Here is a 23,099-nt window from a genome sequence, read left to right as displayed (position 1 = left end):
GCGCGCCACCGACGCCACCGGCCGGACCCAGACCGCCGACTACGCCCCGCCCGCCCCCGACGGTGCCACCGGCTGGCACTCCATCCTCGTCGTCGTCAAGTGAGACTCATCCGAAATCCGGGCGCGGCGGGATCGGTGAGCAGGACCTGGCGTCAGCCGGGACCGGCGACCACGTCTCTGGACAAGGACGACGATCCGGCGCCGCGCTCGGACCACGGGCCGGTGAGGAGGAGATGTCAGGAGCTGCCCGGGGCGACCAGGCCGGATTCGTAGGCGAGGACCACGAGTTGGGCACGGTCGCGGGCGTGGAGCTTCGCCATGGCCCGGTTGATGTGGGTCTTCGCGGTCATCGGGCTGATCACCATGCGGTCGGCGATCTGGTCGTTGGACAAGCCCTGCGCTACCAGTGCGACGGCCTCGCGTTCGCGGTTGGTCAGCTCTTCCAGCCCCGTGCCGGTGCCGGTGCTGATCGGCTGGGTGAGGTATCTGTTGATGAGCATGCGGGTGATCGAGGGCGCGAGCAGCGCGTCGCCACGCGCGGCGACGCGTACGGCGTGCAGGAAGTCTTCCGGCACGACGTCTTTGACGAGAAATCCGGCCGCGCCGGCACGCAGGGCTTTGAAGACGTGTTCGTCCAAGCCGTAGTTGGTCAGGATGACGACGTGCACCCCGGCCAGAGCCGGGTCCGCGGCGATGCGCCGGGTCGCCTCGATGCCGTCGACGAGCGGCATCTGGATGTCGATGAGCGCGACATCGGGCAGATGTTCCTTGGCCAGAGCCAGGCCCTCCATCCCGTCGCCGGCCTCGGCCACCACCTCGATGTCGTCTTCGAGGTCGAGGAGCGCGCGGAATCCGCTGCGCAGGAGCGGCTGGTCGTCGACCAGCAGGACACGGATCAAGGCGTCCGATCCACAGGGAGTTCCGCCTGGACGGTGAAGCCGCCCTCACCGCGCGGCTCCGCGCGCAGGCGGCCCCCGAGGGCGGTGACACGTTCGCGCATCCCGAGCAGCCCGACACCGGGCACCGGCGCGGTGTCCGGTGTGGCCTTGCCGTCGTCTTCGACGCGTATCTCCAGGGCGCCTGGGCGGTAGTGGACCCGGACCGACGCGGTGGCGGCCGCGGCATGCCGGACGATGTTGGTGAGCGACTCCTGAACGATCCGGTAGACGGTCCGGTCCACCGCGGCCGGCAGACCGTGCCGTCGCCCTTCGATCGTCAGCGTCGCGTCCAGGCCGCTCCTCCGGGCCCGTTCCACCAGCTCCTCAACGTGGTCGAGCCCACGCGGCGGGGTCGTGCCGTCGTCGCGCAGTGCTTCCAGGGTCGCGCGCAGCTCCCGGGTCGCCTCACGTCCGGCCTCCTGGATCGCCAGCAGGGCCTCCGGCACCTGTTCGCCCCGCCTCCGGGCCACATGGACGGCGACCTCGGCCTGCACCTTGATGACCGAGATCTGGTGGGTGAGCGAATCGTGCAGCTCCCGCGCGATGTGCAACCGCTCCTCGTCGGCGCGGCGTCGCGCGGTCTCCTCCCGGGTGCGCTCCGCTTCCTCCGCCCGCCGCTCGGCCTGTCGCAGCGCCTCACCCGCGGCGCCTGCCGCGACCAGCCAGGCCAGCTCAAGAGCGCCCCGGGCCTGCGCGAACGCCTCGCCCGTGTCGTGCAGGCCCGAGGCCAGGGCCGCGATGGGCAGCGCGGCCAGCATGGTCACGCTCGCCGCCACGGTGATGACGCGGTGTCCCGCCCGTACGGCGGCGTACACCGCGAACAGGTACGCGACGGCGGGTACGTCGAACCCGGCCGCCTGGTAACCCACCGCGCACAGCCCGGTGACGGCCAGGACCGGAACCGGAGCCCGGCGGCGCACGGCCAGCACCAGCCCGCCGACCCCCAGCAGCCCGTATCCGAGCAGGTCGAGGTAGGTGGCGGAGCCCTGCCCTGACAGCCCGGTGACCAGCAGCGCCGCCGCCACGCCGACGGCGATCACCCAGTCTGTGACACCGGCCCGTCCTGTGCTCATGGGCGCACCTTAGCCGGACGTCCGCGTGGGCGAGTCCTGCCCATGGATGATCGACCGGCTACCGCACACGCGGTACCTTCGCGGCTCCTGCGACGTCCGCCGTAGCCGGCTGCGGCATCGGCGGCAGCGCGGATCGCCATCGTCCGCTGGACGACCGGCGGTAGGTCCGGCGGACATGATCGGGCGACGTCCAGTCGCAGGAGAAGGAGCACCTCATGCCAGTCCGATTCGTGCTTGCCGCCGCCGCGGCCGCGCTGCTGTCGGGGTTCGGGCTCGCCACACCGGCGGCCGCGCACGTCTTGGCCCAGCCGGACCCCGTCAGTGCCTACGCCTTGACCGCCGGGCGTCTCTGGTCCGTCGTGGGTGCGCTGCTGGGCCTGGCGGGCGTGGTCATCGGCGGGCTGGCTCTGGCCCGCTCCGCCGGTCGTATCGGCAGCGGCGACGGGAGGAGAGGGGCCATCGTGGCCCTGGTGGCGGGGCTGGGCGGCGCGGTCATCGGCGGGCTGGTCGTGGCCGCCGCCAAGGGTGGTCCCGGCACCGGTTACGGAATAGTCGGGGGCTACGTGGCTCTGGTGGTGGGACTGATCGCCATGCTCCTCGGCGGGCTCGCTCTGACCCGCTCCCGCCGCACCGCTCGCCGACCGACCGGCTGACCGCGTGGCCTCACGTAATGCCGACACGTAATGCCGACACGTAATGGAGGAGCGACATGCTGACCGTGATCGGCGCGGGGTTTCCGCGCACCGGTACGAGCTCGATGAAGGCGGCACTGCAACGGCTGGCCCTCGGGCCCTGCCATCACATGTTCGACGTCATGACGAACCCCGGCCTCACCCAGAAGTGGGCCGCCCTGGCCACCAGCGACACGGCGGACTGGGAGCACCTGTTCGAGGGGTTCCGGTCGGCGGTGGACTGGCCGGCCTCGCACTTCTGGCGTGAGCTGGCGGCGACGTACCCGGCGGCCAAGGTGATTCTCACGGTCCGCGACCCGCACGCCTGGTACGCGAGCATGCAGATGCTCATCGCCAACGGCCCGGCACGGCAGCTGTCGGAGAACATGCCGCCGGAGGCCGCCGACCTGTACAGGTCCATGGTGACCATGAGCCCGCTGCTCGACCGCATGGTGCGGGAGGCGCTGGACAGCGACCGGCCCTTCCGTGAGGGCCTGCCCGACGAGAAGGCCGCCATCGCGGCGTTCGAGCGGCACACGGCCACGGTGAAGGAGAGCCTGCCGCCGGAGCGGCTGCTGGTGTTCGACGTGCGCGAGGGGTGGGAGCCGCTCTGCCGGTTCCTGGGCGTGGACGTCCCCGCCGGCGAGCCGTTCCCGCATCTGAACGACGGCAAGTCGATGCGGGAGGCACTGGAGAGGGTGTTGTCAGGGGGCGGCATCGTGTCGCCGTTCGCCCCGAAGGACTGAACCCTCCCCCACACGGGGTGATCGCGCTGCTTATCCGTTTTCCTTCGCCTTTCCCGCGCCGCCCGGCCCGGCGTGTGGTCCCAGGTGAATGCCGCAATCGGCACGCCGGGTCCGCGCGGCGCCCCTACGATCGGCCTCTGACCGGGTCGGTGCGGAACTTGGGGGAGCACAATGACCGGAACCAGTCACGGGGGTCAGTCGCGCGCGGGGGCGTCGCGGCGCAGGCCCCGCGACGGCCACGACGCCCCGGGGCCCCCTGGGCCGCCGGGACTAGCGGGACCATCGGAGCTACCGGGCCTATCGGAGCTACCGGGGCTACGGCCGTGGCCGCCGATGGCCTCGGAGGCGGGGAGGTCCGTGGGGACGCGGGTCGCCGAGGTGGGGTACAACCCTGTCGTCACCTCCGACGGCGTCCGCTGGCGTGACTACGAGCTGGCCGCGGAGATCCCCGCGGACGAATGGCGGCCGTCGTCGGCCGATCCGCTCACCAGCCGGCAGGAGCCCGTGCCGGCGGTTCTCCGGGGCTACGAGATGGCTCCTTCGCCGGGGCAGATCCAGATCCCTGGCCTGGCCCGCGCCCCGGAGGGCTCACCGGAGAACCGGACGCCTGATGGCCATGTCTCGCCGTGGGAAACGCCGCAGGCCCGAGCGTCGGGCGAACGGCCGCCGGCCCATGCGAGCGAAGCGGGGAGCACCACGCCGCTGGACACCGACGGGTTCCGGCGGCAGCCCCGCGAGACCGCTCCGGTCCCCGCGCCGGACACCGCTCTCTGGCAGGACGGGTCCACCCTCCCACCATGGAAACCGGCCTCCCCTCCGCAGCCTGCACCCGCCCAGCCCCTGTCGGCGCAGTCCATGTCCGCCCAGTCGGCGTCGGCGCAGCCTGTGTCCGCCCAGTCGGTGTCGGCGCAGTCTGTGTCCGCCCAGTCGGTGTCGGCGCAGTCTGTGTCCGCCCAGTCGGTGTCGGCGCAGTCGGTGTCAGCGCAGTCGGTGTCAGCGCAGCCTGTGTCCGCCCAGCCTGTGTCCGCGCAGGCCGTGTCGGCGCAGTCTGTGTCCGCGTCGTTCATGTCCGCGCAGGGCGCGCCCCCGCGACTCGGGCCCGCGTCCGGTCGTCACCACCTCGTTTCCACGCAGGACGCTCCGGCTCGCGGACGCCGCCACCCGGAGCGCGCCGGGCACGGCCCGGCCCACGTTCGACGCGAGTCCGCGTATGAGCAAGGGGCGTCCGCTCATGGTGGTCCAGGCGGGGCGAGCGGCGATCCCGATGTGTCGGGCGGTCCCGATGTGTCGGGCGGTCCCGGTGTGTCCGGCGGTCCCGGTGTGTCCGGCAGGCATCCGGGTCTGCTGGGCGGCGATCAGGATGTGCTGGGCGGGCATCCGGGTGTGCTGAGCGGCGGTACCGGTGTGCTGGGCGGGGGTTTCGGTGATGGGGGGTGGCCGGGGGTGGTGGCGGGCGACTGGTTCGACGGTCCTGGCCGTCCGCCCCGGCTCGACCTCGCGCGCCCGTACGGCACGTCGGGCGGGCTGGCCTGGCCCGATCCGCAGGTGCAGCGCGACCTGTGTCAGGCGGTGCCCGAGGGGGCGCGCTTCGCCGACCCGCGCGGCACGTGGATCCGTCTGATCAACGGCGAGGGCCCGTCCGACGATCCCTTCCGGGCGACGAACTCGCTCGACTGCGCGCTCGCGGTGATCTCCACCTGGCACGGCGAGCCGGTGGTGGCCGCGCCGCGGCAGCCCGAGTACGACCGCCTCGGCCGGCCGTCGCTCGGCGGCGAGCCCGGCGGCGTGGCCCGCGCCGAACGCTGGCTAGGGCACCGCTTCGAGTACGTCGGGCAGGGCCGCCGCGCGTACGCCCTGGTCGCCGAGCGGCTGGGCGCCGGCGGCCATGGTGCGGCGGCCGTGCTGGTCACCCGCTGGCCCTCCGGCGGCAACCACGCGTGGAACGCCGTCAACGCCGCGGGGGAGGTCGTGTGGGTGGACGCCCAGCGCGGGCACACCTCCGTGGACCCACCGCCCGGCCCGGTGGCCGGGGTGTTCTGCGTGGCGCTCGACCGGCGGGGGAGGCGGCTGTGAGCGGGCACGGGATGTCGGCGGAGCAGGCGCGGGTGGTGGCCGAGGAGTACTTCAACGGCCCGCTGCCGGCCGAGCGGGCCACGGAGGTCGGGCTCTACGCCTTCGACGAGGGGTACGTCGCCTGGCCGAGGCCGCCCGAGCCGCAGGATCCGAGCGCGTTGCCGGCGGTCGTGGGCGGCGGGTGCGTGGTCATCGACCGCGCCACCGGCGAGGTGTCCATCCGCCCCCTGCTCACTCCGGAGGCCGTCGCCGAACAGTGGTCGGGACGCCGCCCTCGGTAGGCCGGGCGCCGCCGATACGCGGCGGGACCCACCTGGCGGCGGGCCCGGCCGCAGGGGCTCGGCCGCCGGTACGCGGCCGGACTCACCTGGCGGCGGGCCCGGCCGCAGGGGCTCGGCCCGCACGTGTGGCTCGCGCGGATGGGCTCGGCCCGCACATGCGCTCGCGCAGGTGGGCTCGGCCGCGGGCGGGCCGGGCCCGCGCGGGTGGCCGTCGCTGTCCGGGGCCACCCGCGGCCTGGCCGGGTTCAGTCGGCGGCGAGGGAGCCGACGATGGAGGCGCGGGCGGCGCGGCGGCCCGGCAGGACCGCCGCCAGTACGCCCGCCGCGCCCGACAGCAGGACGAACAGCAGCACCTGGGTGACCGGGACCCGGAACAGCACGCCCTCCATCAGGGTCCGCGAGGCGGCCCAGCCGTACGCGACGCCGAGCACCGCCCCCACCAGGGCCCCGATGAGGCCGAGGATCAGCGCCTCGACCGACAGCATCCGGCGCAGTTGCGCCCGGGTCAGCCCGAGGGCGCGCAGCAGCGCCGACTCGCGGGTGCGTTCGTGCACCGACAGGCTCAGGGTGTTGGCGATGCCGAGCAGCGAGATCAGGACCGCCAGGCCCAGCAGCCCACTGATGATCATCAAGGCCATGTCGAGCGCCTCGTCGAACTGTCCGCGGGCTTCGGTGGCGCTGAGCACCTTGGCCGTCGGGTACGGCTCGGTCGCGGCCTCGACGGCGCGCCGGGAGACGTCGGGGGTCACGCCGTCCTTGACGTTAACGATCAGCCGGCTGTCGCCGAGCGGGCCGAAGTACCGGTCGAACTCGGTGTCGGGCACGGTGACGGCCGGCAGCGGGGTCGACTCCGGGTCGAACAGGCCGAGCACCTTGAGCCGTACGGCCCCCGCCTTGGGCGTCCTGACCGTGATCGAGCCGCCCGGCCCGGTGCCGAGCCGCTTGGCCAGGTCGTCGGCGATCACCGCCGAGCCCGGGGCGAAGCCCCGCATGGAGCCCGCGCTGAGCGCCGGCTGGTACGGGCCGCTGAACGCGCCGACGTCGTTCGTGCGCCCGGTGTCGCCGATCCGGGCGGCCGCCTGCCGGAACTCGACGGTCGAGGCGAGCTCGGGCCGGGCGCGCAGGCCCTCGGCGAGCGCGCGGGGGAGCGCCGCGTCGGCATTCGAGGTCAGGTCCTCCTGCGGCGAGATCATGTAGTCGATGGGGAACTGGTCGTCCAGCTTGGCCGTGTACGTGGCGCGCGTGGTGGCGGTGATGACCGAGATGAGCGTCATGAGCGTCACGCCGATGGTCAGCGCGACCGTCGTGGTGGCCGAGCGCTTGGGGTTGCGCTGGGAGTTGTCCAGGGCGAGCCTGCCCGGGACGCCGAACAGCCGGGCGGGCGCCCACCCGGCCAGCGTGCTGAGCGGCCCGACCATCAGCGGGCCGAGGATGAGCACGGCGAGGAAGGTCAGCACGCCGCCGCCCATGACGATGAACAGGGCCTGCTGCCCGGGCGAGGAGATGACGCCGTAGGCGGTGACCCCGGCGCCGCCCAGCAGGAACAGCATGGCGAACACGACGCGCAGGACCCCGGTCCGGAAGGCGTGCTCGTCGCTCTGGGTGCGCAGCGCCGCGACCGGGGCGACCTTGGTGGCCGTGCGCGCGGGCAGCAGCGCGGCCCCGACGGTGACGACCAGGCCGACGGCGAGGGCGAGGGCCATGGTCCGCGGCGCGAGCGAGACGCCGCCTCCGGGCGCGTCCATGCCGAGCGTCCTGAGCAGGGCGAGCGCTCCCGCGCCGAGCCCGAGCCCGGCCAGCAGGCCGAGGGCCGACGACAGCAGGCCGACGACCGCCGACTCCAGCAGGATGGACCCGAAGACCTGGCGGCGCGTCGCCCCGATGCAGCGCAGCAGTGCCATCTCCCTGGAGCGCTGAGCCACCAGGATGTTGAAGGTGTTGTAGATCACCAGGGCGGCCACGAACATCGCGACCAGGCCGAACATCAGCAGTGCCGTGCCGATCACGTCGATGTCGGCGCCGCTGCTCTTGGCCAGCTCCTGCGCGAGCTGGTGGCCGGTGTAGAGGCGGGCGCCGTGGCCGGTCACGGCGGCCGACACGGTGCTCTTCAGCCGTTCGGGGGTGACGCCCGGTGCCGCGACGACGTCGATCTCGACGAAGCCCTTCTGGCCGGTCATCGTCTGCGCGGTCGCGGGGGCGAAGCCCACCGCGCCGGTGACGGCGAGCTGCTGGTCCACCCCGACGTCGAACAACCCGACCAGGCGGAAGGGATGCGGCCGGCCGTCGCCGTCGAGCACCCGGACGGTGTCGCCGACGGCGAACCCGCGGGTCTTCGCCGTGTTCTTGTCGATGACGACCTGGTCGGGAGCGGACGGCGCGGTGCCGGAGGTGATCTCGGTGCGGTTCAGCCGGCCGCCGACCACCGAGACGCCTGTGGTGGCGAAGTCGCCGACGGCCTTGCCGTCCTTGCCGAGCAGCGCGGCGCTGCCCTGGACCAGCCCCTGCGCCTCGGCGACGCCGGCCACGCCCTTGATCGCCGCCAGGTCGGCCGCGGTCAGCCGCGGCTGGTTCTCGCTGGTGCTGACCGGCGGGAGCACGGCCACGTCCACCTTGTCGGCCGAGGCGGCGATGCGCTGCGACAGGCCCGCCTGAATCGTGTCGGTCAGCACGAACGTCCCGGCGATGAAGCCCACCCCGAGGGTGATCGCCAGCGAGGTGAGCAGGAGCCGGAGCTTGTGCGCCAGCAGCCCGGCCAGCGTGGTGCGGAACACCTCAGCCCTCCAGCTTCATCAGGGTGTCGAGCACGTTCTGCGGCGACGGCTGCGCCAGCTCGGTCACCAGCATCCCGTCGCGCAGGAAGACCACCCGGTCGGCGTAGGACGCGGCGACCGGGTCGTGGGTGACCATGACGATGGTCTGGTCCAGCTCGCGGACCGAGGTGCGCAGGAACGACAGCACCTCGGCGCCGCTGCGCGAGTCGAGGTTGCCGGTCGGCTCGTCCGCGAAGATGACCTGGGGCTTGCTGATCAGCGCGCGGGCGACCGCGACGCGCTGCTGCTGCCCGCCGGACAGCTCGCTCGGCCGGTGCTTGAGCCGGTCGCCGAGCCCGACCGTGCGGATCACCGCCTCGAACAGCTCCTGGTCGGCCTGGCGGCCGGCGATGTCCAGCGGCAGGCGGATGTTCTGCTCGGCGGTGAGGGTCGGCAGCAGGTTGAACGCCTGGAAGATGAAGCCGACGCGTTCGCGCCGCAGCAACGTCAGGCGCTTGTCGCTGAGCCGGGTGATGTCGACGTCGCCGATGCGCACCTCGCCGTCGGTCACGGTGTCCAGGCCGGCCAGGCAGTGCATCAGGGTGGACTTCCCGGAGCCCGACGGGCCCATGATGGCGGTGAACGCACCGGTCTCGAACCGGACGTCCACCCCGCGCAGCGCGTGCACGGCCGCGTCCCCGTGGCCGTAGACCTTGCTCACGCCACGGGCGACGACCGCGGCGGGCGCGGTCCGCAGGACGGCTTCCTCTCCGATGACGGTCACGGCTGGCTCCTCAAGCGGTAGGGGATCGATCTGCGGAGATTCCGCGAGATCAACGCTATGGCCGCCGATCTCGCCCGCCATGACCCTAGGGAAGGGACTTCGAGTAGGCCTGGAGGGGCGTCACAGACGGGCGGTGCGACCCTTGAGGTATCCGCGCCTCCCCCTTTCGGCCGACCCGCCGCCGCCGGAGGCGCACACCCGCACCGCAGACCCGCACCGCACACCCGCACCGCACGGACGGCCGTGGCCGCCCGGCTCGCGGCAGCGGTCGGCCGTCAGCGGCCGGCGGTCATCGGCCAGCCGTCAGCGGTGGGCAGTCAGCGGTGAGCGGTCAGCGGTCGGAGGGCTTGGCCAGGGGGGTGATCAGGCCGGTCTCGTAGGCGTACACGACGGCCTGCGCGCGGTCGCGGACGCCGAGCTTGGCGAGGACCCGGCCCAGGTGGGTCTTCACCGTGGCCTCGGCCAGCGTGAGCCGCCGCGCGATCTCGGCGTTGGACAGCCCGCGCCCGACCAGCACGAGCACCTCGCGCTCGCGCGCGGTGAGCTGCCCCAGCGTCTCCGCCTGGGGCGCCGTCGCGCCCGGCAGGTGGGCGGTGAAGCGCTCCAGCAGCCGCCTGGTCGTGCTGGGCGCGACCACCGCGTCCCCGGCGTGCACCGAGTGGATCGCGCTGAGCAGATCCGACGGAGGCACGTCCTTGAGCAGGAACCCCGAGGCTCCGGCCTTGAGCGCCGCGAAGGCGTAATCGTCGAGGTCGAAGGTGGTGAGGATGAGCACTTTCGGCGGGTCCGGCATGGCGCGGATCAGCCGGGTCGCCTCCACGCCGTCCACGCGGGGCATGCGCACGTCCATCAGCACGATGTCGGCGCGCACCGTGCGCATCAGCTCGACCGCGTCGGCTCCGTCCGCGGCCTCGCCGACGATCTCGATGTCGGGCTGGGCGCCGAGGACCATGCGGAAGCCGGCGCGCACGAGCTGCTGGTCGTCGACCAGGACCACCCTGATCTGGTCGCCCGGGACGCTCATGCGGCCCGTGCCACGGGGAGTCGTGCGGTCACCTGGAACCCACCTCCGGGGCTGGGGGAAGCGTGCACGCTGCCGTCGTACATCGCGACCCGCTCGCGCATGCCGATGAGCCCGTGCCCGTCGATGCCGCGGGGCGCCGCCGCGCCTCGTCCGTCATCGGTCACCCGCAAGTGGACCTCCCGTGGACCGTACTCCATCTCGACCCGCGCGTGCGTGCCCGGTCCGCCGTGTTTGAGGGTGTTGGTCAGGGCTTCCTGGACGAGGCGGTAGATGACGAGCTGGACCCCCTCCGACAGGTCGCAGGCCGTGCCGGTGACCGTGTACTCGACCGGGAGGCCGGACTGCCGGATGTGCAGCAGGAGCCCGTCCAGGTCGGCCACGCCCGGCTGCGGCGCGTACTCCTCCTCGCTCCCGTCGTCCTGCCGGAGCACGCCGACCAGGCGGCGCATCTCGGCCAGGGCCTGCCGCCCGGTGCTGGAGATCGTCCTCACGGCCCGCCGGGCCTGCTCGGGGTCGGCGTCGATGGCGTACCCCGCCCCGTCCGCCTGGACGATCATGACGCTGACGTTGTGCGCCACCACGTCGTGCAGCTCGCGGGCGATGCGGGCCCGCTCGGCCGCGGCGGCGATGCGTGCCTGCTGGTCGCGCTCGCGTTCGGCGCGCTCGGCGCGTTCCTCCAGCCCTTCCAGGTAGCGCCGCCGGGTGCTGGCGTAGATGCCGGCGATCCAGGTGGCGACCATGAACACCGACGCGGAGGCCAGGGAGAACGCCGACATCGTGCCATAGCGGAGCAGCAGCAGCACGATGCCCAGCTCCACGATCGCGCCCGCCGCGAGGGACCACCGCAGCGCACAGCCGGAGACGACGCTGTACAGCGCCACCAGCACGGCGATGTTGGCGGGAAGCGGCTGGACGGGGGCGAGCCACTGGAAGAAGGACACCAGCGCGATGATCGCGAACACCGGGACGGGGTGGCTGCGGCGCCACAGCAGCGGCACGAGCAGCGCGGCCGACATCGCCGTGTACTCGAGGTAGTTCAGACCGTGCGCGCCCGGCGGATGGGAGCCGTTGGCGATGTTGCCGGCGGCGGCCAGGCACAGCAGCAGGAGCGGCGCCACGAACAGGACATCGACCAGCTTGCCCTTGCCGGAACCCCACGCGCGCAGTCTGCCGAACACGTATTCAACTCTACGTTCGCCCACTTCACCCGCCCTTCCGCCTGGAGAGGGATCTGCTTCTACGACCCAGGTCGTACAGCCCCGGAAGGCTTACACCGGTCTTACGGGCCGTGGGGGATAGTTCTTATTGGGAGCACCCCTTCGGGGGAGTAAAGGGAGAAGTGAGATGTCGGGCTTCAAAGACGACGGGTCGCGTGGCTGGGGGGACTGTCACGCGACCCTGGGAACCCCGACCTCGTCTCCTACCCACGCTTGACGCCCTCTGCCCAGCGGGCTGACGCGGAAAGAGCCGCCTCCACGACGTGGAGGCGGCTCTCGTCGTCTCGACGTCTTTCGTGCCGCCTCAGCGGACGTGCCTGGCCGCCTTGCCGGTGGCCTCCTCGGCGTAGGCCCAGTTGCCCGCCACGGTGCGCAGCGCGGGCAGCCACTTGCCGGGTTCGTCCCGTCCCGCCGTGAGATGGCGCACCGCGGTGTCGCGCATGCCGGCGCAGACATAGGCGAGGTGCACACCCGCCGCGCCGAACCCGGGCACCCCCACCTCGTTGCCCCGCGCCAGCTCGCACGCCTTGTCCAGCGTCCCGGACGCGCTCGCGTCGAGGTCGCGGCCGAGGGCCTCGAGGGAGCGGTGGTCGATGCGCTTCATGTCGCCGAGCTGCGCGGCCGTCGCCCCGTGGTACCCCTTGGGCGGGGTCTCACCGTCCCGCAGGTGGGTCGGCCATGACACCGGACTCACGCTCTCGCGCATGGTCGGCGCCGCGCGCCAGATGGTCTGGTACCCGCCGATGCCGCCTGCCACCGTCGCGGTCCCCGCGGCCGCCGTCCCCGTCAGCGCCCCCTGTGACACCCCGAGCCGGACGGCGAGCCCGGACAGCATCGAGGCCACCGTGCCGTTGACCTTGGCCATGCTCGCCACCATCCCGCGGACGACGACGCCGGCCTCGACCATGGCCTTGTTGGCCACGTAGGTGGTGCTGGCGCCGATGCCCGGCACCACCGCGGCGGCGAGGTAGGGCGCCACGAAGCTGAGCAGCGAGGACCCGATGATCGCCGAGGACATGCCGAGCCCGGTGTAGGCCAGGGCGCTCGCCTTCAGCGCGCCGTCCATCTCGTCGTACATGCCGGCCGCCTGGTCGAGCGCCGTCTGGTAGGGCCGCAGCCGGTTGGCCATGAAGGCGTCGCGGCCCTTCTCGGCCCAGTGGTCGGCGTGGGCGCGACGGGTCACGGCGTCGGTCATCTGCTCGCCGGCCTGCCGGACGAGCGTGGCGACCTCGGCGTACCGGTCGCCCGCGTGCCACATCTGGGCCGGGTCGGACACCACCGACAGCAGCAGCAGGGCGACGGGCCAGCCGAGGGGGAACACGATCGCGGCGCTGGTGGCGTTCGCCGCACCCCACGTGCTCGGCGCGGAGGTGACGACGTCTGCGAAAGTGGCGCCCATGGTGATCGTTCCCCCGGGGAGGTGGACGAGCGACGGGGTGGGGTCGGTGGGATTCGAACCCACACTGTCAGGTACCTAAAACCTGTGCCTCCTGCCGTTGGGCTACGACCCCGTGCCTGCGGCTGGCGCCATCCTAGTTGAGCACGCGCCCGGCCGTGCCGGTCAGGCCAGACCGAGATCTTTTCGCAGGCGCGCGACGTGACCCGTGGCCTTCACGTTGTAGAGCGCCTTCTCGACCTTGCCGTCGGCGTCGATGACGAAGGTCGAACGCAGCACGCCGACCGTCGTCCTGCCGTACATGGTCTTCTCCCCGTACGCCCCGTACGCCTGGTGGACGGCCAGCTCGGGGTCGGAGAGCAGCGGGAAGGTGAGCGCGTCACGTTCGGCGAACTTCGCGAGCTTCTGCGGGTTGTCCTTGGAGACGCCCAGCACGACGAAGCCCGCGGCGGTGAGCGAGGCGAGGCTGTCGCGGAAATCGCACGCCTGCTTGGTGCACCCAGGCGTCATCGCCGCGGGGTAGAAGTAGAGGATGACCCGCTTGCCGCGGAAGGACTCAAGGCTCGTGGCCTCGCCCTCGGAGTCGGGCAGGGTGAAGTCGGGTGCGGCGTCGCCGGGCTCGAGTCTCGTCTGCGTCACGGGAACAACCTACCGGCACGCCCAGCGTGCCGGGCGGTCACCCGACCTGACAGACTGATCGCTGCAATGTAGCGGCGAGCCGGGCGAGGGCGGCTCGCCCGGGAGACAGAGAAGGGGATCGTCATGGCCGACACCGATCCCGAGGCGCTCGAGCGGGAAATCGAGCGCACCCGGGCGGAGCTTGCTGTCACCGTTGACGCCATCGTGGACCGCGTCAGCCCCAAGCGGGTCGCCGGGCGCGGCGTCGCCAGGATCAAGGCCAATGCCGAGCACCTGGTCACCACCGCCCGCGACATGATCGGCGGCGCCGGTCACCCGCGGGGGTACGCCCAGTACGGCGCCTACGGCGAGGACGACGGCTGGCAGGACGAGCCCCCGGCCCGCAACCTGGCCCCGATCCTCATCGGCGTCGGCGCCATCGTCATAGCCGGCGCCGCCTACACCCTCTGGCGCCGCACCCGCCGCTGACCCCTGGGCCGTAAGCGGTTCGCGGGCCGGTCAGAGGAAGGTCTTGCCGTCGCCTCGGTAGGTGGGGACGGTGTCGACCAGGCGGTCTCCCTCGATCAGGTGCAGGGCGTCGAAGCGCTCGCACAGTTCGCCCGCCTTGGCGTGGCGGAACCACACGCGGTCGCCGATGCGCAGGTCGTGGGCCGCGCGGCCCAGCAGCGGGGTCTGCACCTCGCCCGCGCCCTCGCGCCCGTCGTAGCTCAGCCCGGCCGGCAGGTACGGCTGCGGGAGGCGCGACACGCCGGGGGAGCCGGAGGCGTGGTACCCGCCGCCGAGCACGGTGACCACCCCGGGGGCGGGCCGGCGCACGACGGGCAGCGCGAACAGCGCGGCCGGGCGGCCGGTGAAGCCGCGGTAGAAGTCGAACAGGCGCGGGTGGTAGAACCCCGACCCGGCGGCGATCTCGGTCACCGCCTTCTCCCTGGTGGTCTTCTCCACCGAACCGGTGCCGCCGCCGTTGACGAACTCCAGGTCGGCGACCTGCCGGACGGCCTCGACGACGCGTCCCCTGCGGACGATCAGCTCGCGCCGCGACCTGGCCTGCACCATGCGCAGCGCACGGCCGTAGGGGCCCGGCACCCGGTCGCCCACTCCGGCGATCTGCGCCTCGTACGCCATCAGGCCCACCAGCCGGAACCCCGGACGCTTGGCCACCTCGGCGGCCAGGTCCGCGGCCTGCCCGGGCTCCCGGACCGGGGAGCGCAGCACGCCGGCGCGCATCCGGCCGGCGAACGCCAGGAAGCTCGCGTCGATGTCCAGGCAGAGGCGGATCTCCTGGCGGGACGGCACGCCGGCCGTCGCCGCCTCGATCAGGTCGAGATGTTCCGGGCAGTCGATCATCACGGTGATCTCCCGTGCGGCCCGGGGATCGCCCGCCAGGGCCGCCAGCGCCTGCCGGTCGGCCGTCGGATAGGCCACCAGGATGTCGCGGAACCCTTCACCGGCCAGCCACAGCGCTTCGGGCAGTGTGAACGCCATGACGCCGGCGAAGCCGTCCATTTCCAGGACGCTCCGCAGAATCGCCCGGCAGCGGATGGACTTGCTGGCCACCCTGATCGACTTGCCCTTGGCGCGGCGGGCCATCGACGCGGCGTTCTCCCGCAACGCCGCGAGGTCGAGGATCGCGAACGGCGGGTCGAGTTCGGCGGTGGCGCGTTCGTAACGCTGGCGCTCGTCCATGCCGGAAGCATAAGTGCGCCGACATAGATGAGCCTAGGTCACGTTAGCCTGCCGTATCTGCCGTATCTGCCGTATCTGCCGTACGCCGGACGCGGAGGTTCTGGAAGGCCAAGCCGGCCGCCAGGCACGCGACGGGGATGACGGGCACGACGTAACGATGGTCGAACGCCGCGATCAGCGGCGGCAGCAGGAGCAACGTCATCGCCACCGCCCACGGCAGCAGCACCGGACCGCCCAGCCGCCGCCATCGCGCCAGCACGCCGAACAGCCCGGCCAGCAGGATGACCGCGAGGAACGGGCCCCGCAGGAACCCCTGCGACTGATAGGCCCGCAGCAGCCCCGCGTACGGTTCGACGAGCCGGGTGTCGGCCCTGCCGCCCTGGTAGGCCGCCGTGAGCTGCGGAGCGCTGCGCCCCGACGAGGCGATCTTGCTGGTGAACGGCTTCACCGAGTCGGGGAATACGTACGCGCTCTGCGGGCCGGGGGTCGGATAGACCCGGCGGGTCCACTCGAAGCTCCACAGCGCGTCCTTGAGGCCGGTCACCAGGAAGTCCACCGGCTGCGCCATGATGGCCTCCTTGGCGAACGCGCCGCTCAGCCGCTCGCGGTCGGCGTCCTTGCGCACCTTGGCGAGCGGTGAGCCGGCCTCCCAGATGTAGGACGGAGGAGCGGGCCGCCGTCCGGGAGGATCGGACGGGCACAGCACGCGCTCTTCCCCGGCCGGGTGGATGCGCGCGCAGTCGGCGAAGCTCATCGTGCGCGCCCAGAGCCAGACGTTGCTCTGGCCCAGACCGTAGACGCCGTGCTCGCTGTGGTGCCACACGGCGTAGCCACCGATGCCGGCCATCGCGGCGAGCGCGCACGCCACCAGCGGACGCCACCCGGCCCGTGCGATGAGCATGCAGACGAGCACGACGATGAGCACGGGAAGCCCGACGGTGCGGGTGAGAGTGGCCGCCATCAGCAACAGCCCCGCCACGACTGCCGTCCCCACCGTGGGCCGTTCTCGCCACAGCAGCGCCGTCACCGCGGCCGTCACCAGGAAGGTGAACAGCAGGTCGGCCATGACGAGGTGCTCAAGCTGGACCAGGTGCACGTCCAGCAGCACGGGGACGGCGGCGAGCGTCGCCCCCCAGCCGGGCAGCCGGGCGCGGCGTCGCAGCACGGCGTACACGCAGACCGCCATCGCCAGCCCGAGCAGGTGCTGGACGGCGATCACGGCGGCGAAGCCCTGCAAGGGGCGCAACGCCCACAGGAACAAGGAGTAGCCGGTGGGGCGGGACTCCAGCGGCTGTAGACGGACCGCCGCGTTCACGTACACGAAGGAGTCGGCCCAGAACCACAGCGCCGGGCGGTATCCCAGCATGGCCACCAGCCGGAGCACGGCCCCGGCGGCGAGGGCGAGCAAGAAGACCCAGTGGGCTCGCGCGGCGAGGAGCACCCGGCGGATGCGCGTGGCCGGCCCCGCGGACGCCGGACGGCCTTCGGAAGCCGTCGCGGCCGTGGACCCGGCCGTGCTCGAAGCCATGCCCGGCAGCACCGGCACCTCCTCAGGCGGACAACGGGTTCTTCATGCTAGGCCGCTCCCCGAACCGCCCTCGCCGGTTGTCCACATCCCGACCCGGCGGGCGCGCCTGGCCACCCGATCGCCGGCTCCACCGCCGCGGCGCCGACGAACGGCATATAAAGTTACATAGGTCACATTGTTTGCCATATCACCAGGTGCGATCGAGGGGGCGATTCCCTCATGGCCAAGATTCTCTTCGTGGTGACCGGAGCGAGTTACTGGACGCTCAAGGACGGCACCCGGCACCCGACCGGTTACTGGGCCGAGGAGTTCACGGCCCCGTACAGCGCGTTCACCGAGGCCGGCCACGAGATCGTGGTGGCCACCCCCCGTGGCGTGGTGCCGCACGTGGACGTCATGAGCCTGCGCCCCTCGATGGCCGGCGGGGAGCAGGTCGCCCTGCGGGAGGAGGAGATCCTGCGGTCGGCCGAGGAGCTGCGGCGGCCGATCGAACTGGCGGACGTCCGCCTGGAGGACTTCGACGCCGTCTACCTCCCCGGGGGCCATGGCCCCATGGAAGACCTGTGGAACGACGCCGACGCCGGCCGACTGCTGACCGCGGCCCTGGCCACGGGCAAGCCCCTGGCCATCGTCTGCCACGCGCCGGCCGCGATGCTGGCCACGCGGCGAAAGGGGGCCTCGCCTTTCGCCGGCTACCGGGTCACGGCCTACACCAACGACGAGGAGGAAGCCGTCGGTCTGGCGTCCAAGGCCAGGTGGCTGCTCGAGGACGAATTGATCCACCTGGGCGTCGACTTCACCCGCGGCGAGAACTGGAAGCCGTACACGGTCGTGGACCGCAACCTGTACACCGGCCAGAACCCCGCCTCCGCCGCCCCTCTCTCGCAGGAACTGCTCAAAGCCCTCGATTGACACCTCGCCGCGGTCGGAGCCGGACCTGGATCGACGGGCTCGCTGTCAGTCGTAGTGCCGGAGGCGGGGCCACAACCGGGACCAGGGGAGGCGGGGTCCGGTGCAGACGTAGACGTGGCCGCCGGCCTCGATGTTGCGGACGCCGTACGGGTTGGAGATGGTGGCCGCCTCGCGCACGGTCGTGAAGAAGCCGCCGAGGTAACCGGCGTAGCCGGGACCGCTGCTGCCGGACGCGACGGCGACGACGGTGGTGGCGTCGGGGTCGCCGGGCCCCCACCACCACACGCTGTTGTGGCCGCTCACGGCCGTGGGCAGCCCCGTGCCCCTGCCCAGTTCGTTGATGGCGCCCGCCTCGCTGTAGTTCTCGGTGAAGATCACGGCCTGGGCCCGTTGGCCGGGCGGCAGGGCGTTCCACACGTCGCGGACCGTGTCGACGAGTTCGGGCCATCCGACGGTCTCGGCCAAGGTGGAGTCGATGGTGCGGCCGGAGCCGGCGCGGGGGAGCGGAAGGATCGGTAACAGCCCGAGCGCGAGCACGACGGTGAGGAGCGCGGTCGCCACGGCGACGGCACCGATGCGGAGCCGCCGGGCGTACAGCCATCCGTCGACGGCGACGGCGCCCGCGGCGAGCAGATAGACGTACGCACCGGCCAGGTAGTAGATCTTCGAGCCGGTCGTGAGGGCGTAGAGGACGAACAGCAGCCCGTAGGCCCACACGAGCGCCCGCCACAGCGGCCGTTCGGAGCGCCACAGCAGGCGCAGCCCGACCGGCCAGACCCACACCAGGGCCAGGCACACCAGCAGCAGTTGGCCGATCGCCCAGACGGGGATGTTGAGCAGGCCGCCGTTCTCCCGGTTGAGCTGACGGGTCATGGCGATCGTCGCCCACTCGTGCTGCGACTGCCACCAGATGTCGGGAACGACGAACGCCACCGCGATCGCGGCGCCGGCCGCGAACCAGCGGTTGAGCACGAGCCGGCGACCTCCGCCGAACAGGGCGCCGACCACGAGCGCCACGGCGAAGAAGCCCGGCTGGTGGTTGTCGGCGACGCCGAGCCCGAGCGCCAGCCCGGCGACCGGCCACCAGCGGGGGTCGCCGGTGCGTCCGATGCGGACGACGACGAGGGCCAGCGCGGCCAGTGCCAGCACGGCGTACGGAGTGGTGTTCGCCACGTGGTCGGCGGCCCACAGGACCGGCATGGTCGCCACGGCCACCGCCGCCAGCAGTTGCGGCCGCCGGCCGCCGCCGAGCTCACGGGCGGTGAGCCCGCCGACCACGACCGTGGCCCAGGCGGCGAGCGCGGGCCACACGCGCAGACCGGGCAGCGACACGCCGAACAGGTCCAGGGACACCCGGGCCAGCAGCGGCGCCAGAACGGGCTGGTCGACGTAGCTCGCCTGCAGATGGCGGGCGGCGTCCAGGAAGTACAGCTCGTCGCGCTGGAAGCCGTACCGGGGCGAAAGCGCCATCAGCACGGCGAAGACGACGCCGCCGACCGCGATCACCCGCCGGTCGAATGGGGCGAGACCGGTCGGGACGGAGCCGGCGTCCGCCCGCACCGCGAAATCGTGGGCGCGGCCGTCAGCCATCGACCCGCACCGTGACACAGGCATTCTCGCACGCACGGCCGCACCGTCCGCGCGACGCCCGGAGGCATACGAACACGGTGGCATGCTACATCGCCGGCCGCGTGACCGGCCGATCACCGCGAATTTCGCGCGGCCTTTCCTGAGCCGGCCGATCGGCGTGGGGCCTTTCTGGTCGATGTCGCTCGTGCCGATCGGAGAAAAGCCGTCCCCGCCGGGGGCAATGGGGACGGCCGCTCGTGACCCTCTGATTCGTATTGAACGACCGTTACGCGCGCACGGAACGGCGGTACGGTCGACGCATTCCACGTGGGCCGTAAGAGTGGTCGCAGGGGGCCTTGAGAGCGGTAGGGGAATAGCGGAAACGCCGTCACTCGTGCGTGCGGGTATATCTCACCTGGAACCAGACCGTGCGCCCGGCGGCGTCCTCGTGGACGTCCCAGCGGTGGGACAGCGTTTCGACGAGCATCATTCCGCGTCCGCCCTCGGCGCACAGCTCTCCACGGACGTGTGGCACCGTGTCGCCGCCGGCGTCCACCACGTCGACGTGGACCAGATCGTGGCAGTCGGCGATGGCCAGCGTGACCGTCCCGCCGTTTCGCGAGTCCGAATGAACGACGGCGTTCGTGACGACCTCGGAGACCAGGAGCGTCACGTCATCAAGAGCCGGGTGGCCGTCGCCGAGCTTATCCCGGACGTACTCGCGGGCCAATGAGGCCGACTCAGGGATACCGGCCAGCTCGATGACGCCCAGCAGGTTTCCTATCCTCATGCGCTCGCCTTTTCGCTTTCCGGCGGGAAATTCCGCGCTTCCTGGTGACTTCGCTTCACCAGGCTGTCAACGAGGACCTACCATCGGTAGCGGAACGGGGGAACACCCCGTCCACACTTCAGGTGAGGGAAATCGTTGGTCGCCGGAACAATCCGTTCTGCATGGGTAGGTGAGATTTGTCCCCCCAAAAAGAAATAGACCCGCACGAGTCTCCGCGCGCGGTGTTCGCATTCGAACTGCGCCGTTACCGGCAGGCCGCCGCGCTGACGCAGGCCCAGCTCGGCGACCGCATGGGCTTCTCCGACTCCATGGTCAACATGATCGAGCTGGCCAAACGCCCGCCGTCCCGCCGCTTCGCCGAGCTCTGCGACCAGATCTTCGGCCTCGACGGCACCATGGTCCGCCTCTACACCGCCACGACCTGGAACAAGGCCCCCGAATACCTCCGCCCCTGGCTGGAGGAGGAAGAACAGGCGACCGGTCTGCGGACCTGGCAGCCCACCATCGTCCCGGGGCTGCTACAGACCCAGGCGTACACTCGCGAGATCCTCGCCGCCACTCCAGGGATCACGGATGAGGAGTTGCAGAAACGACTGGCGAACCGGATGCAGCGGCAGGCGATCCTGCAACGTGACCGGCCGCCCGTGCTCAACGTGGTCATGGATGAGGCCGTGCTCCACCGGATGATCGGTGATATAGAGGTCATGCGAGAGCAGCTCAGGCACCTGCTTGAGATCGCCCGGCATCCTCGAGTGACCATCCAGATCGTGCCCAGCGCGGTCCGGGCGCATTGCGGGCTGGCGGGCGGGTTCATCATCGCCGAACGGAATGGGTCTCCCTATGCCGCCTATACGGACGCCCAGCCCTTCGGGCGCACCTTCGACGACCGGCTCTTGATCGCTGAACTCGTCCTTCGGTACGACGCGCTCCGGGCGGAAGCCCTCCCGTTCAGCCAGTCGCTTCGGCTTCTAGAGGAAACGGTGAAGCAAAATGATCCAGAAGCTCCAAGATGCACAGTGGCGCAAGAGCAGCTACAGCGCTGACCAGGGAGAGTGTGTCGAGGTGGCGTCGAATGTTCCCCGGCTACGGGCGGTTCGCGACAGCAAGAGTCGCACCACTCCGGCATTGGTGGTCACCCCGGAGGAGTGGGCAGCCTTCGTGATCGGCATCAAGAGCGGCGACGTGTGAGCGGGTGCAGCAAAGTGATGCAGCAGCTTCGAGATGCAGAGTGGCGTAAAAGCAGCCACAGCGCAGCCCAGGGGGAATGTGTGGAGGTGGCGATCGACCACCTGCGGCTCCGGGGCCTGCGCGACAGCAAGAACACCGCCGTCCCGGCGATCGTCGTCACTCCCGTCGAGTGGGACGCTTTCCTGGCCGGTGTGAAGAACGGCGAGGTGTGAGCGTCGTTCCGTCGGTGGTGAAGGGTCCGCGGTGGGGGCGTTTCTCCGGGGGTGAGTTTCTCCAGGGGTGAGTAAGGCCAGCCGCGGGCGTGCTGGGGCGGGCTGGCTGGCCCTACCTTGCGACGGAGGTCGGTCGCCTACTTCATGCTGTCGGCCAGGTCCACCAGAGCGGTGGCCGCGCGGAAGAACTTGTTGCGTCCCAGGTCGCCGACCGTCTTGATGCGGAAGGCCTCCTGCAGCAGCTTCGCGTCGTTCTCGCTGACGCCGGACAGCGCGGATACGGGAGCCTTGACCAGGTCCGCGAGGCTCTTACTCTCGTATTCCTTGTCGAGCAGCTTCGACATTTCTGCGGTGACCGCCATGGTTCCCCCCGTTGATGTGGCTTTCGAGTGATTCGCCGAGCACTCCAGACCTTCCCCCCAGTGGCACCGGTCATGGTCATCCGCCGACAAGGCGCGGTCAAAGTGCTTCCTGGCCGGTATGAACCTCCGCGGCCCGGGCGCCGACTGAACGGGCGAAGGAGGGCGGATGAGCGATGAACTGCTGGTGGTGCGCTGCCAGCTCGGCGAGCGCGAGGCGTTCGCCGAGCTGGTACGGGCCTGGCACGGCGCGGTCGAACGGTACGTCGGGCGGATGCTCGCCGGCCACGACGATGACGTGGTCCAGGAGGTCTGGCTGGCGGTCTTCAAAGGGCTGCCGCGACTCCGGCGGCCGGACCGGTTCGCGCCGTGGCTGTTCACCATCGCACGCCGCGCGGTGATGAACCGGCTGCGGGACGCGTACGCGCGGCCGGAAGCCGAGCAGGTGGACGACCTGCCCGGCCGGGACGAGGCGCAGGACGTCGTCGACCGGGAGACCCTCGGCGGTGCGCTGGCGGCGCTTCCGCTGCGAGAGCGGGAGGTGCTCCTGCTGTTCTACCTCCAGGACCTGTCGCTGGACGCGTGCGCGCAGATCTGCGGCGTCCCGGTCGGAACGGTCAAGTCACGGCTCAACCGGGCGCGAAGGTTGTTGCAGGAAGAACTCGTGAAGAAGGGGTACGAGGGATGAGGCCGGAGGACGTGCTCAAGCGGCTGGACGCGCCCCTGTCGCTGCGGCGGCGCATCGGATACGTGACCCTGGCCTGCGCGGGACTCGCGGGGAGCGGGCTCATCGGCGTGCTGTGGGCGACCGAGCCGGGGCTGCCACCGCAGACGAAGGCCGCCTTCGCGGTGCTGGTGGCGATCGGGCTCTGCTGGGCGGCGTTCGGCGGCTGGGCGGTGACGCGCCGGGCGCCGCTGTTCGCCCGGGACCGCGTCGTGGCGGGTTGGATGGGACTGGGCGCGTGGCTGACGCTGACCATCGGCGCGCTGGTCATCACCACCCTGCGGCACAAGATCGATCCCTCGGCGATCGTCATGCTGCTGGTCCTCGGCGTCCTCGCCGTGGTCAACCTCCGCGCCGCCCGCCGCGCGAGAACGGCCCTCCTGCGCCGCAAGGACGAACTGACGCAACGCCACGCCCCGGACGGCGACGACGCGGAACGATGACGGCAGGCGAGCCGCGACATCACGGTCGGGCCTTCGCCGTCGTGGCGGGCGGTGACGAATGCGCCGTCTGGCGCGGCCGTGACGGAGAACCGGGGG

General features: G+C 71.7%; 24 protein-coding genes and 1 tRNA gene. 11 read left to right on the top strand and 14 right to left on the bottom strand.

Annotated elements, in window-relative coordinates; translation table 11 throughout:
• Window positions 1-236: 236 nt before the first annotated feature.
• On the bottom strand, window positions 237-899 hold the full coding sequence (locus ABZU32_RS34655; protein ID WP_354929212.1) for a response regulator transcription factor: 663 nt from the start codon (window positions 897-899) through the stop codon (window positions 237-239).
• The gene (locus ABZU32_RS34650; protein ID WP_354929209.1) at window positions 896-2,011 is read right to left on the bottom strand and encodes a histidine kinase; all 1,116 of its coding nucleotides are present in this window, start codon (window positions 2,009-2,011) and stop codon (window positions 896-898) included. Before ABZU32_RS34650 ends, ABZU32_RS34655 begins: the two co-directional genes overlap by 4 nt.
• 215 nt (window positions 2,012-2,226) lie before the next feature.
• On the opposite strand from ABZU32_RS34650, the gene ABZU32_RS34645 reads away from it, so the two are divergent.
• The 4 genes from ABZU32_RS34645 to ABZU32_RS34630 all read left to right on the top strand — a co-directional run bounded on the left by ABZU32_RS34645 (window position 2,227) and on the right by ABZU32_RS34630 (window position 5,782).
• Entirely contained in the window at window positions 2,227-2,664 is a 438-nt protein-coding gene (locus tag ABZU32_RS34645) for a DUF6223 family protein (protein WP_354929206.1), read from the top strand.
• A gap of 56 nt (window positions 2,665-2,720) precedes the next feature.
• The gene (locus ABZU32_RS34640) at window positions 2,721-3,428 is read left to right on the top strand and encodes a sulfotransferase family protein (RefSeq protein ID WP_354929203.1); all 708 of its coding nucleotides are present in this window, start codon (window positions 2,721-2,723) and stop codon (window positions 3,426-3,428) included.
• Between the two features lie 1,320 nt (window positions 3,429-4,748).
• Window positions 4,749-5,501: a toxin glutamine deamidase domain-containing protein gene (locus tag ABZU32_RS34635; protein ID WP_354929200.1), complete on the top strand. Its 753-nt coding sequence runs from the start codon at window positions 4,749-4,751 to the stop codon at window positions 5,499-5,501.
• Complete coding sequence (locus ABZU32_RS34630; RefSeq protein WP_354929197.1) at window positions 5,498-5,782, top strand: hypothetical protein; 285 nt, start codon at window positions 5,498-5,500, stop codon at window positions 5,780-5,782. Before ABZU32_RS34635 ends, ABZU32_RS34630 begins: the two co-directional genes overlap by 4 nt.
• Before the next feature lie 245 nt (window positions 5,783-6,027).
• On the opposite strand, the gene ABZU32_RS34625 is transcribed toward ABZU32_RS34630, so the two are convergent.
• From ABZU32_RS34625 to bcp, 7 genes are all read right to left on the bottom strand, one after another.
• The gene (locus ABZU32_RS34625; protein ID WP_354929194.1) at window positions 6,028-8,553 is read right to left on the bottom strand and encodes an FtsX-like permease family protein; all 2,526 of its coding nucleotides are present in this window, start codon (window positions 8,551-8,553) and stop codon (window positions 6,028-6,030) included.
• A gap of 1 nt (window position 8,554) precedes the next feature.
• Entirely contained in the window at window positions 8,555-9,316 is a 762-nt protein-coding gene (locus tag ABZU32_RS34620; RefSeq protein ID WP_354842016.1) for an ABC transporter ATP-binding protein, read from the bottom strand.
• A 331-nt stretch (window positions 9,317-9,647) separates the two neighbouring features.
• Window positions 9,648-10,340, bottom strand: a complete 693-nt coding sequence (locus ABZU32_RS34615) for a response regulator transcription factor (protein ID WP_354842018.1) — start codon at window positions 10,338-10,340, stop codon at window positions 9,648-9,650.
• Window positions 10,337-11,518 (bottom strand): histidine kinase, encoded by a 1,182-nt coding sequence (locus ABZU32_RS34610; protein WP_354929191.1) that lies wholly within the window; start codon window positions 11,516-11,518, stop codon window positions 10,337-10,339. The genes ABZU32_RS34615 and ABZU32_RS34610 overlap by 4 nt, the downstream gene beginning before the upstream one ends.
• Before the next feature lie 343 nt (window positions 11,519-11,861).
• Window positions 11,862-13,019: a hypothetical protein gene (locus ABZU32_RS34605; protein WP_354929188.1), complete on the bottom strand. Its 1,158-nt coding sequence runs from the start codon at window positions 13,017-13,019 to the stop codon at window positions 11,862-11,864.
• Window positions 12,995-13,068 (bottom strand) — tRNA-Leu (locus ABZU32_RS34600). Before ABZU32_RS34600 ends, ABZU32_RS34605 begins: the two co-directional genes overlap by 25 nt.
• Window positions 13,069-13,118: 50 nt before the next feature.
• Window positions 13,119-13,592 carry a thioredoxin-dependent thiol peroxidase gene (gene bcp, locus ABZU32_RS34595; RefSeq protein WP_354929185.1) on the bottom strand — a complete coding sequence of 158 codons (474 nt, stop codon included), beginning with the start codon at window positions 13,590-13,592 and terminating at the stop codon, window positions 13,119-13,121.
• A gap of 123 nt (window positions 13,593-13,715) precedes the next feature.
• On the opposite strand from bcp, the gene ABZU32_RS34590 reads away from it, so the two are divergent.
• The gene (locus tag ABZU32_RS34590) at window positions 13,716-14,060 is read left to right on the top strand and encodes a DUF3618 domain-containing protein (protein ID WP_354842029.1); all 345 of its coding nucleotides are present in this window, start codon (window positions 13,716-13,718) and stop codon (window positions 14,058-14,060) included.
• Window positions 14,061-14,090: 30 nt separating this feature from the next.
• Here the strand turns inward: ABZU32_RS34590 and ABZU32_RS34585 are convergent, their stop codons facing one another.
• Both ABZU32_RS34585 and ABZU32_RS34580 read right to left on the bottom strand, forming a co-directional pair.
• Window positions 14,091-15,278: an amino acid deaminase/aldolase gene (locus tag ABZU32_RS34585; protein ID WP_354929182.1), complete on the bottom strand. Its 1,188-nt coding sequence runs from the start codon at window positions 15,276-15,278 to the stop codon at window positions 14,091-14,093.
• 43 nt (window positions 15,279-15,321) lie between these two features.
• Window positions 15,322-16,818 carry a hypothetical protein gene (locus ABZU32_RS34580; protein WP_354929179.1) on the bottom strand — a complete coding sequence of 499 codons (1,497 nt, stop codon included), beginning with the start codon at window positions 16,816-16,818 and terminating at the stop codon, window positions 15,322-15,324.
• Window positions 16,819-17,025: 207 nt separating this feature from the next.
• Between ABZU32_RS34580 and ABZU32_RS34575 the strand changes: the two genes are divergently transcribed.
• On the top strand, window positions 17,026-17,718 hold the full coding sequence (locus tag ABZU32_RS34575) for a type 1 glutamine amidotransferase domain-containing protein (RefSeq protein ID WP_354929176.1): 693 nt from the start codon (window positions 17,026-17,028) through the stop codon (window positions 17,716-17,718).
• 45 nt (window positions 17,719-17,763) lie between these two features.
• Here the strand turns inward: ABZU32_RS34575 and ABZU32_RS34570 are convergent, their stop codons facing one another.
• Both ABZU32_RS34570 and ABZU32_RS34565 read right to left on the bottom strand, forming a co-directional pair.
• Window positions 17,764-19,308 carry a glycosyltransferase family 39 protein gene (locus tag ABZU32_RS34570; RefSeq protein ID WP_354929174.1) on the bottom strand — a complete coding sequence of 515 codons (1,545 nt, stop codon included), beginning with the start codon at window positions 19,306-19,308 and terminating at the stop codon, window positions 17,764-17,766.
• 367 nt (window positions 19,309-19,675) lie between these two features.
• Window positions 19,676-20,077, bottom strand: coding sequence for an ATP-binding protein (locus ABZU32_RS34565; protein ID WP_354929171.1), 402 nt, complete (start codon window positions 20,075-20,077; stop codon window positions 19,676-19,678).
• A 221-nt stretch (window positions 20,078-20,298) separates the two neighbouring features.
• Here ABZU32_RS34565 and ABZU32_RS34560 point away from each other — a divergent pair, with 221 nt between their 5' ends.
• The 3 genes from ABZU32_RS34560 to ABZU32_RS34550 are packed head-to-tail and all read left to right on the top strand — an operon-like array spanning window position 20,299 to window position 21,477.
• On the top strand, window positions 20,299-21,120 hold the full coding sequence (locus ABZU32_RS34560) for a helix-turn-helix transcriptional regulator (protein WP_354929168.1): 822 nt from the start codon (window positions 20,299-20,301) through the stop codon (window positions 21,118-21,120).
• Window positions 21,068-21,265: a DUF397 domain-containing protein gene (locus ABZU32_RS34555; RefSeq protein WP_354929165.1), complete on the top strand. Its 198-nt coding sequence runs from the start codon at window positions 21,068-21,070 to the stop codon at window positions 21,263-21,265. Before ABZU32_RS34560 ends, ABZU32_RS34555 begins: the two co-directional genes overlap by 53 nt.
• A 17-nt stretch (window positions 21,266-21,282) precedes the next feature.
• The gene (locus ABZU32_RS34550) at window positions 21,283-21,477 is read left to right on the top strand and encodes a DUF397 domain-containing protein (protein WP_354929162.1); all 195 of its coding nucleotides are present in this window, start codon (window positions 21,283-21,285) and stop codon (window positions 21,475-21,477) included.
• Between the two features lie 137 nt (window positions 21,478-21,614).
• Here the strand turns inward: ABZU32_RS34550 and ABZU32_RS34545 are convergent, their stop codons facing one another.
• Entirely contained in the window at window positions 21,615-21,839 is a 225-nt protein-coding gene (locus ABZU32_RS34545; RefSeq protein WP_354929159.1) for a hypothetical protein, read from the bottom strand.
• Window positions 21,840-22,005: 166 nt separating this feature from the next.
• Here ABZU32_RS34545 and ABZU32_RS34540 point away from each other — a divergent pair, with 166 nt between their 5' ends.
• Window positions 22,006-22,524 carry a sigma-70 family RNA polymerase sigma factor gene (locus tag ABZU32_RS34540; protein WP_354929156.1) on the top strand — a complete coding sequence of 173 codons (519 nt, stop codon included), beginning with the start codon at window positions 22,006-22,008 and terminating at the stop codon, window positions 22,522-22,524.
• Window positions 22,521-23,003: a hypothetical protein gene (locus ABZU32_RS34535; RefSeq protein ID WP_354929153.1), complete on the top strand. Its 483-nt coding sequence runs from the start codon at window positions 22,521-22,523 to the stop codon at window positions 23,001-23,003. The genes ABZU32_RS34540 and ABZU32_RS34535 overlap by 4 nt, the downstream gene beginning before the upstream one ends.
• Window positions 23,004-23,099 lie beyond the last annotated feature (96 nt).

Origin of the sequence: Sphaerisporangium sp. NPDC005288, from assembly GCF_040607475.1 — a bacterium.
Classification (GTDB): domain Bacteria; phylum Actinomycetota; class Actinomycetes; order Streptosporangiales; family Streptosporangiaceae; genus Sphaerisporangium; species Sphaerisporangium rhizosphaerae.
The sequence above is the reverse complement of the archived record's forward strand: the minus strand, read 5'-3'. Positions and strand labels throughout refer to the sequence as shown.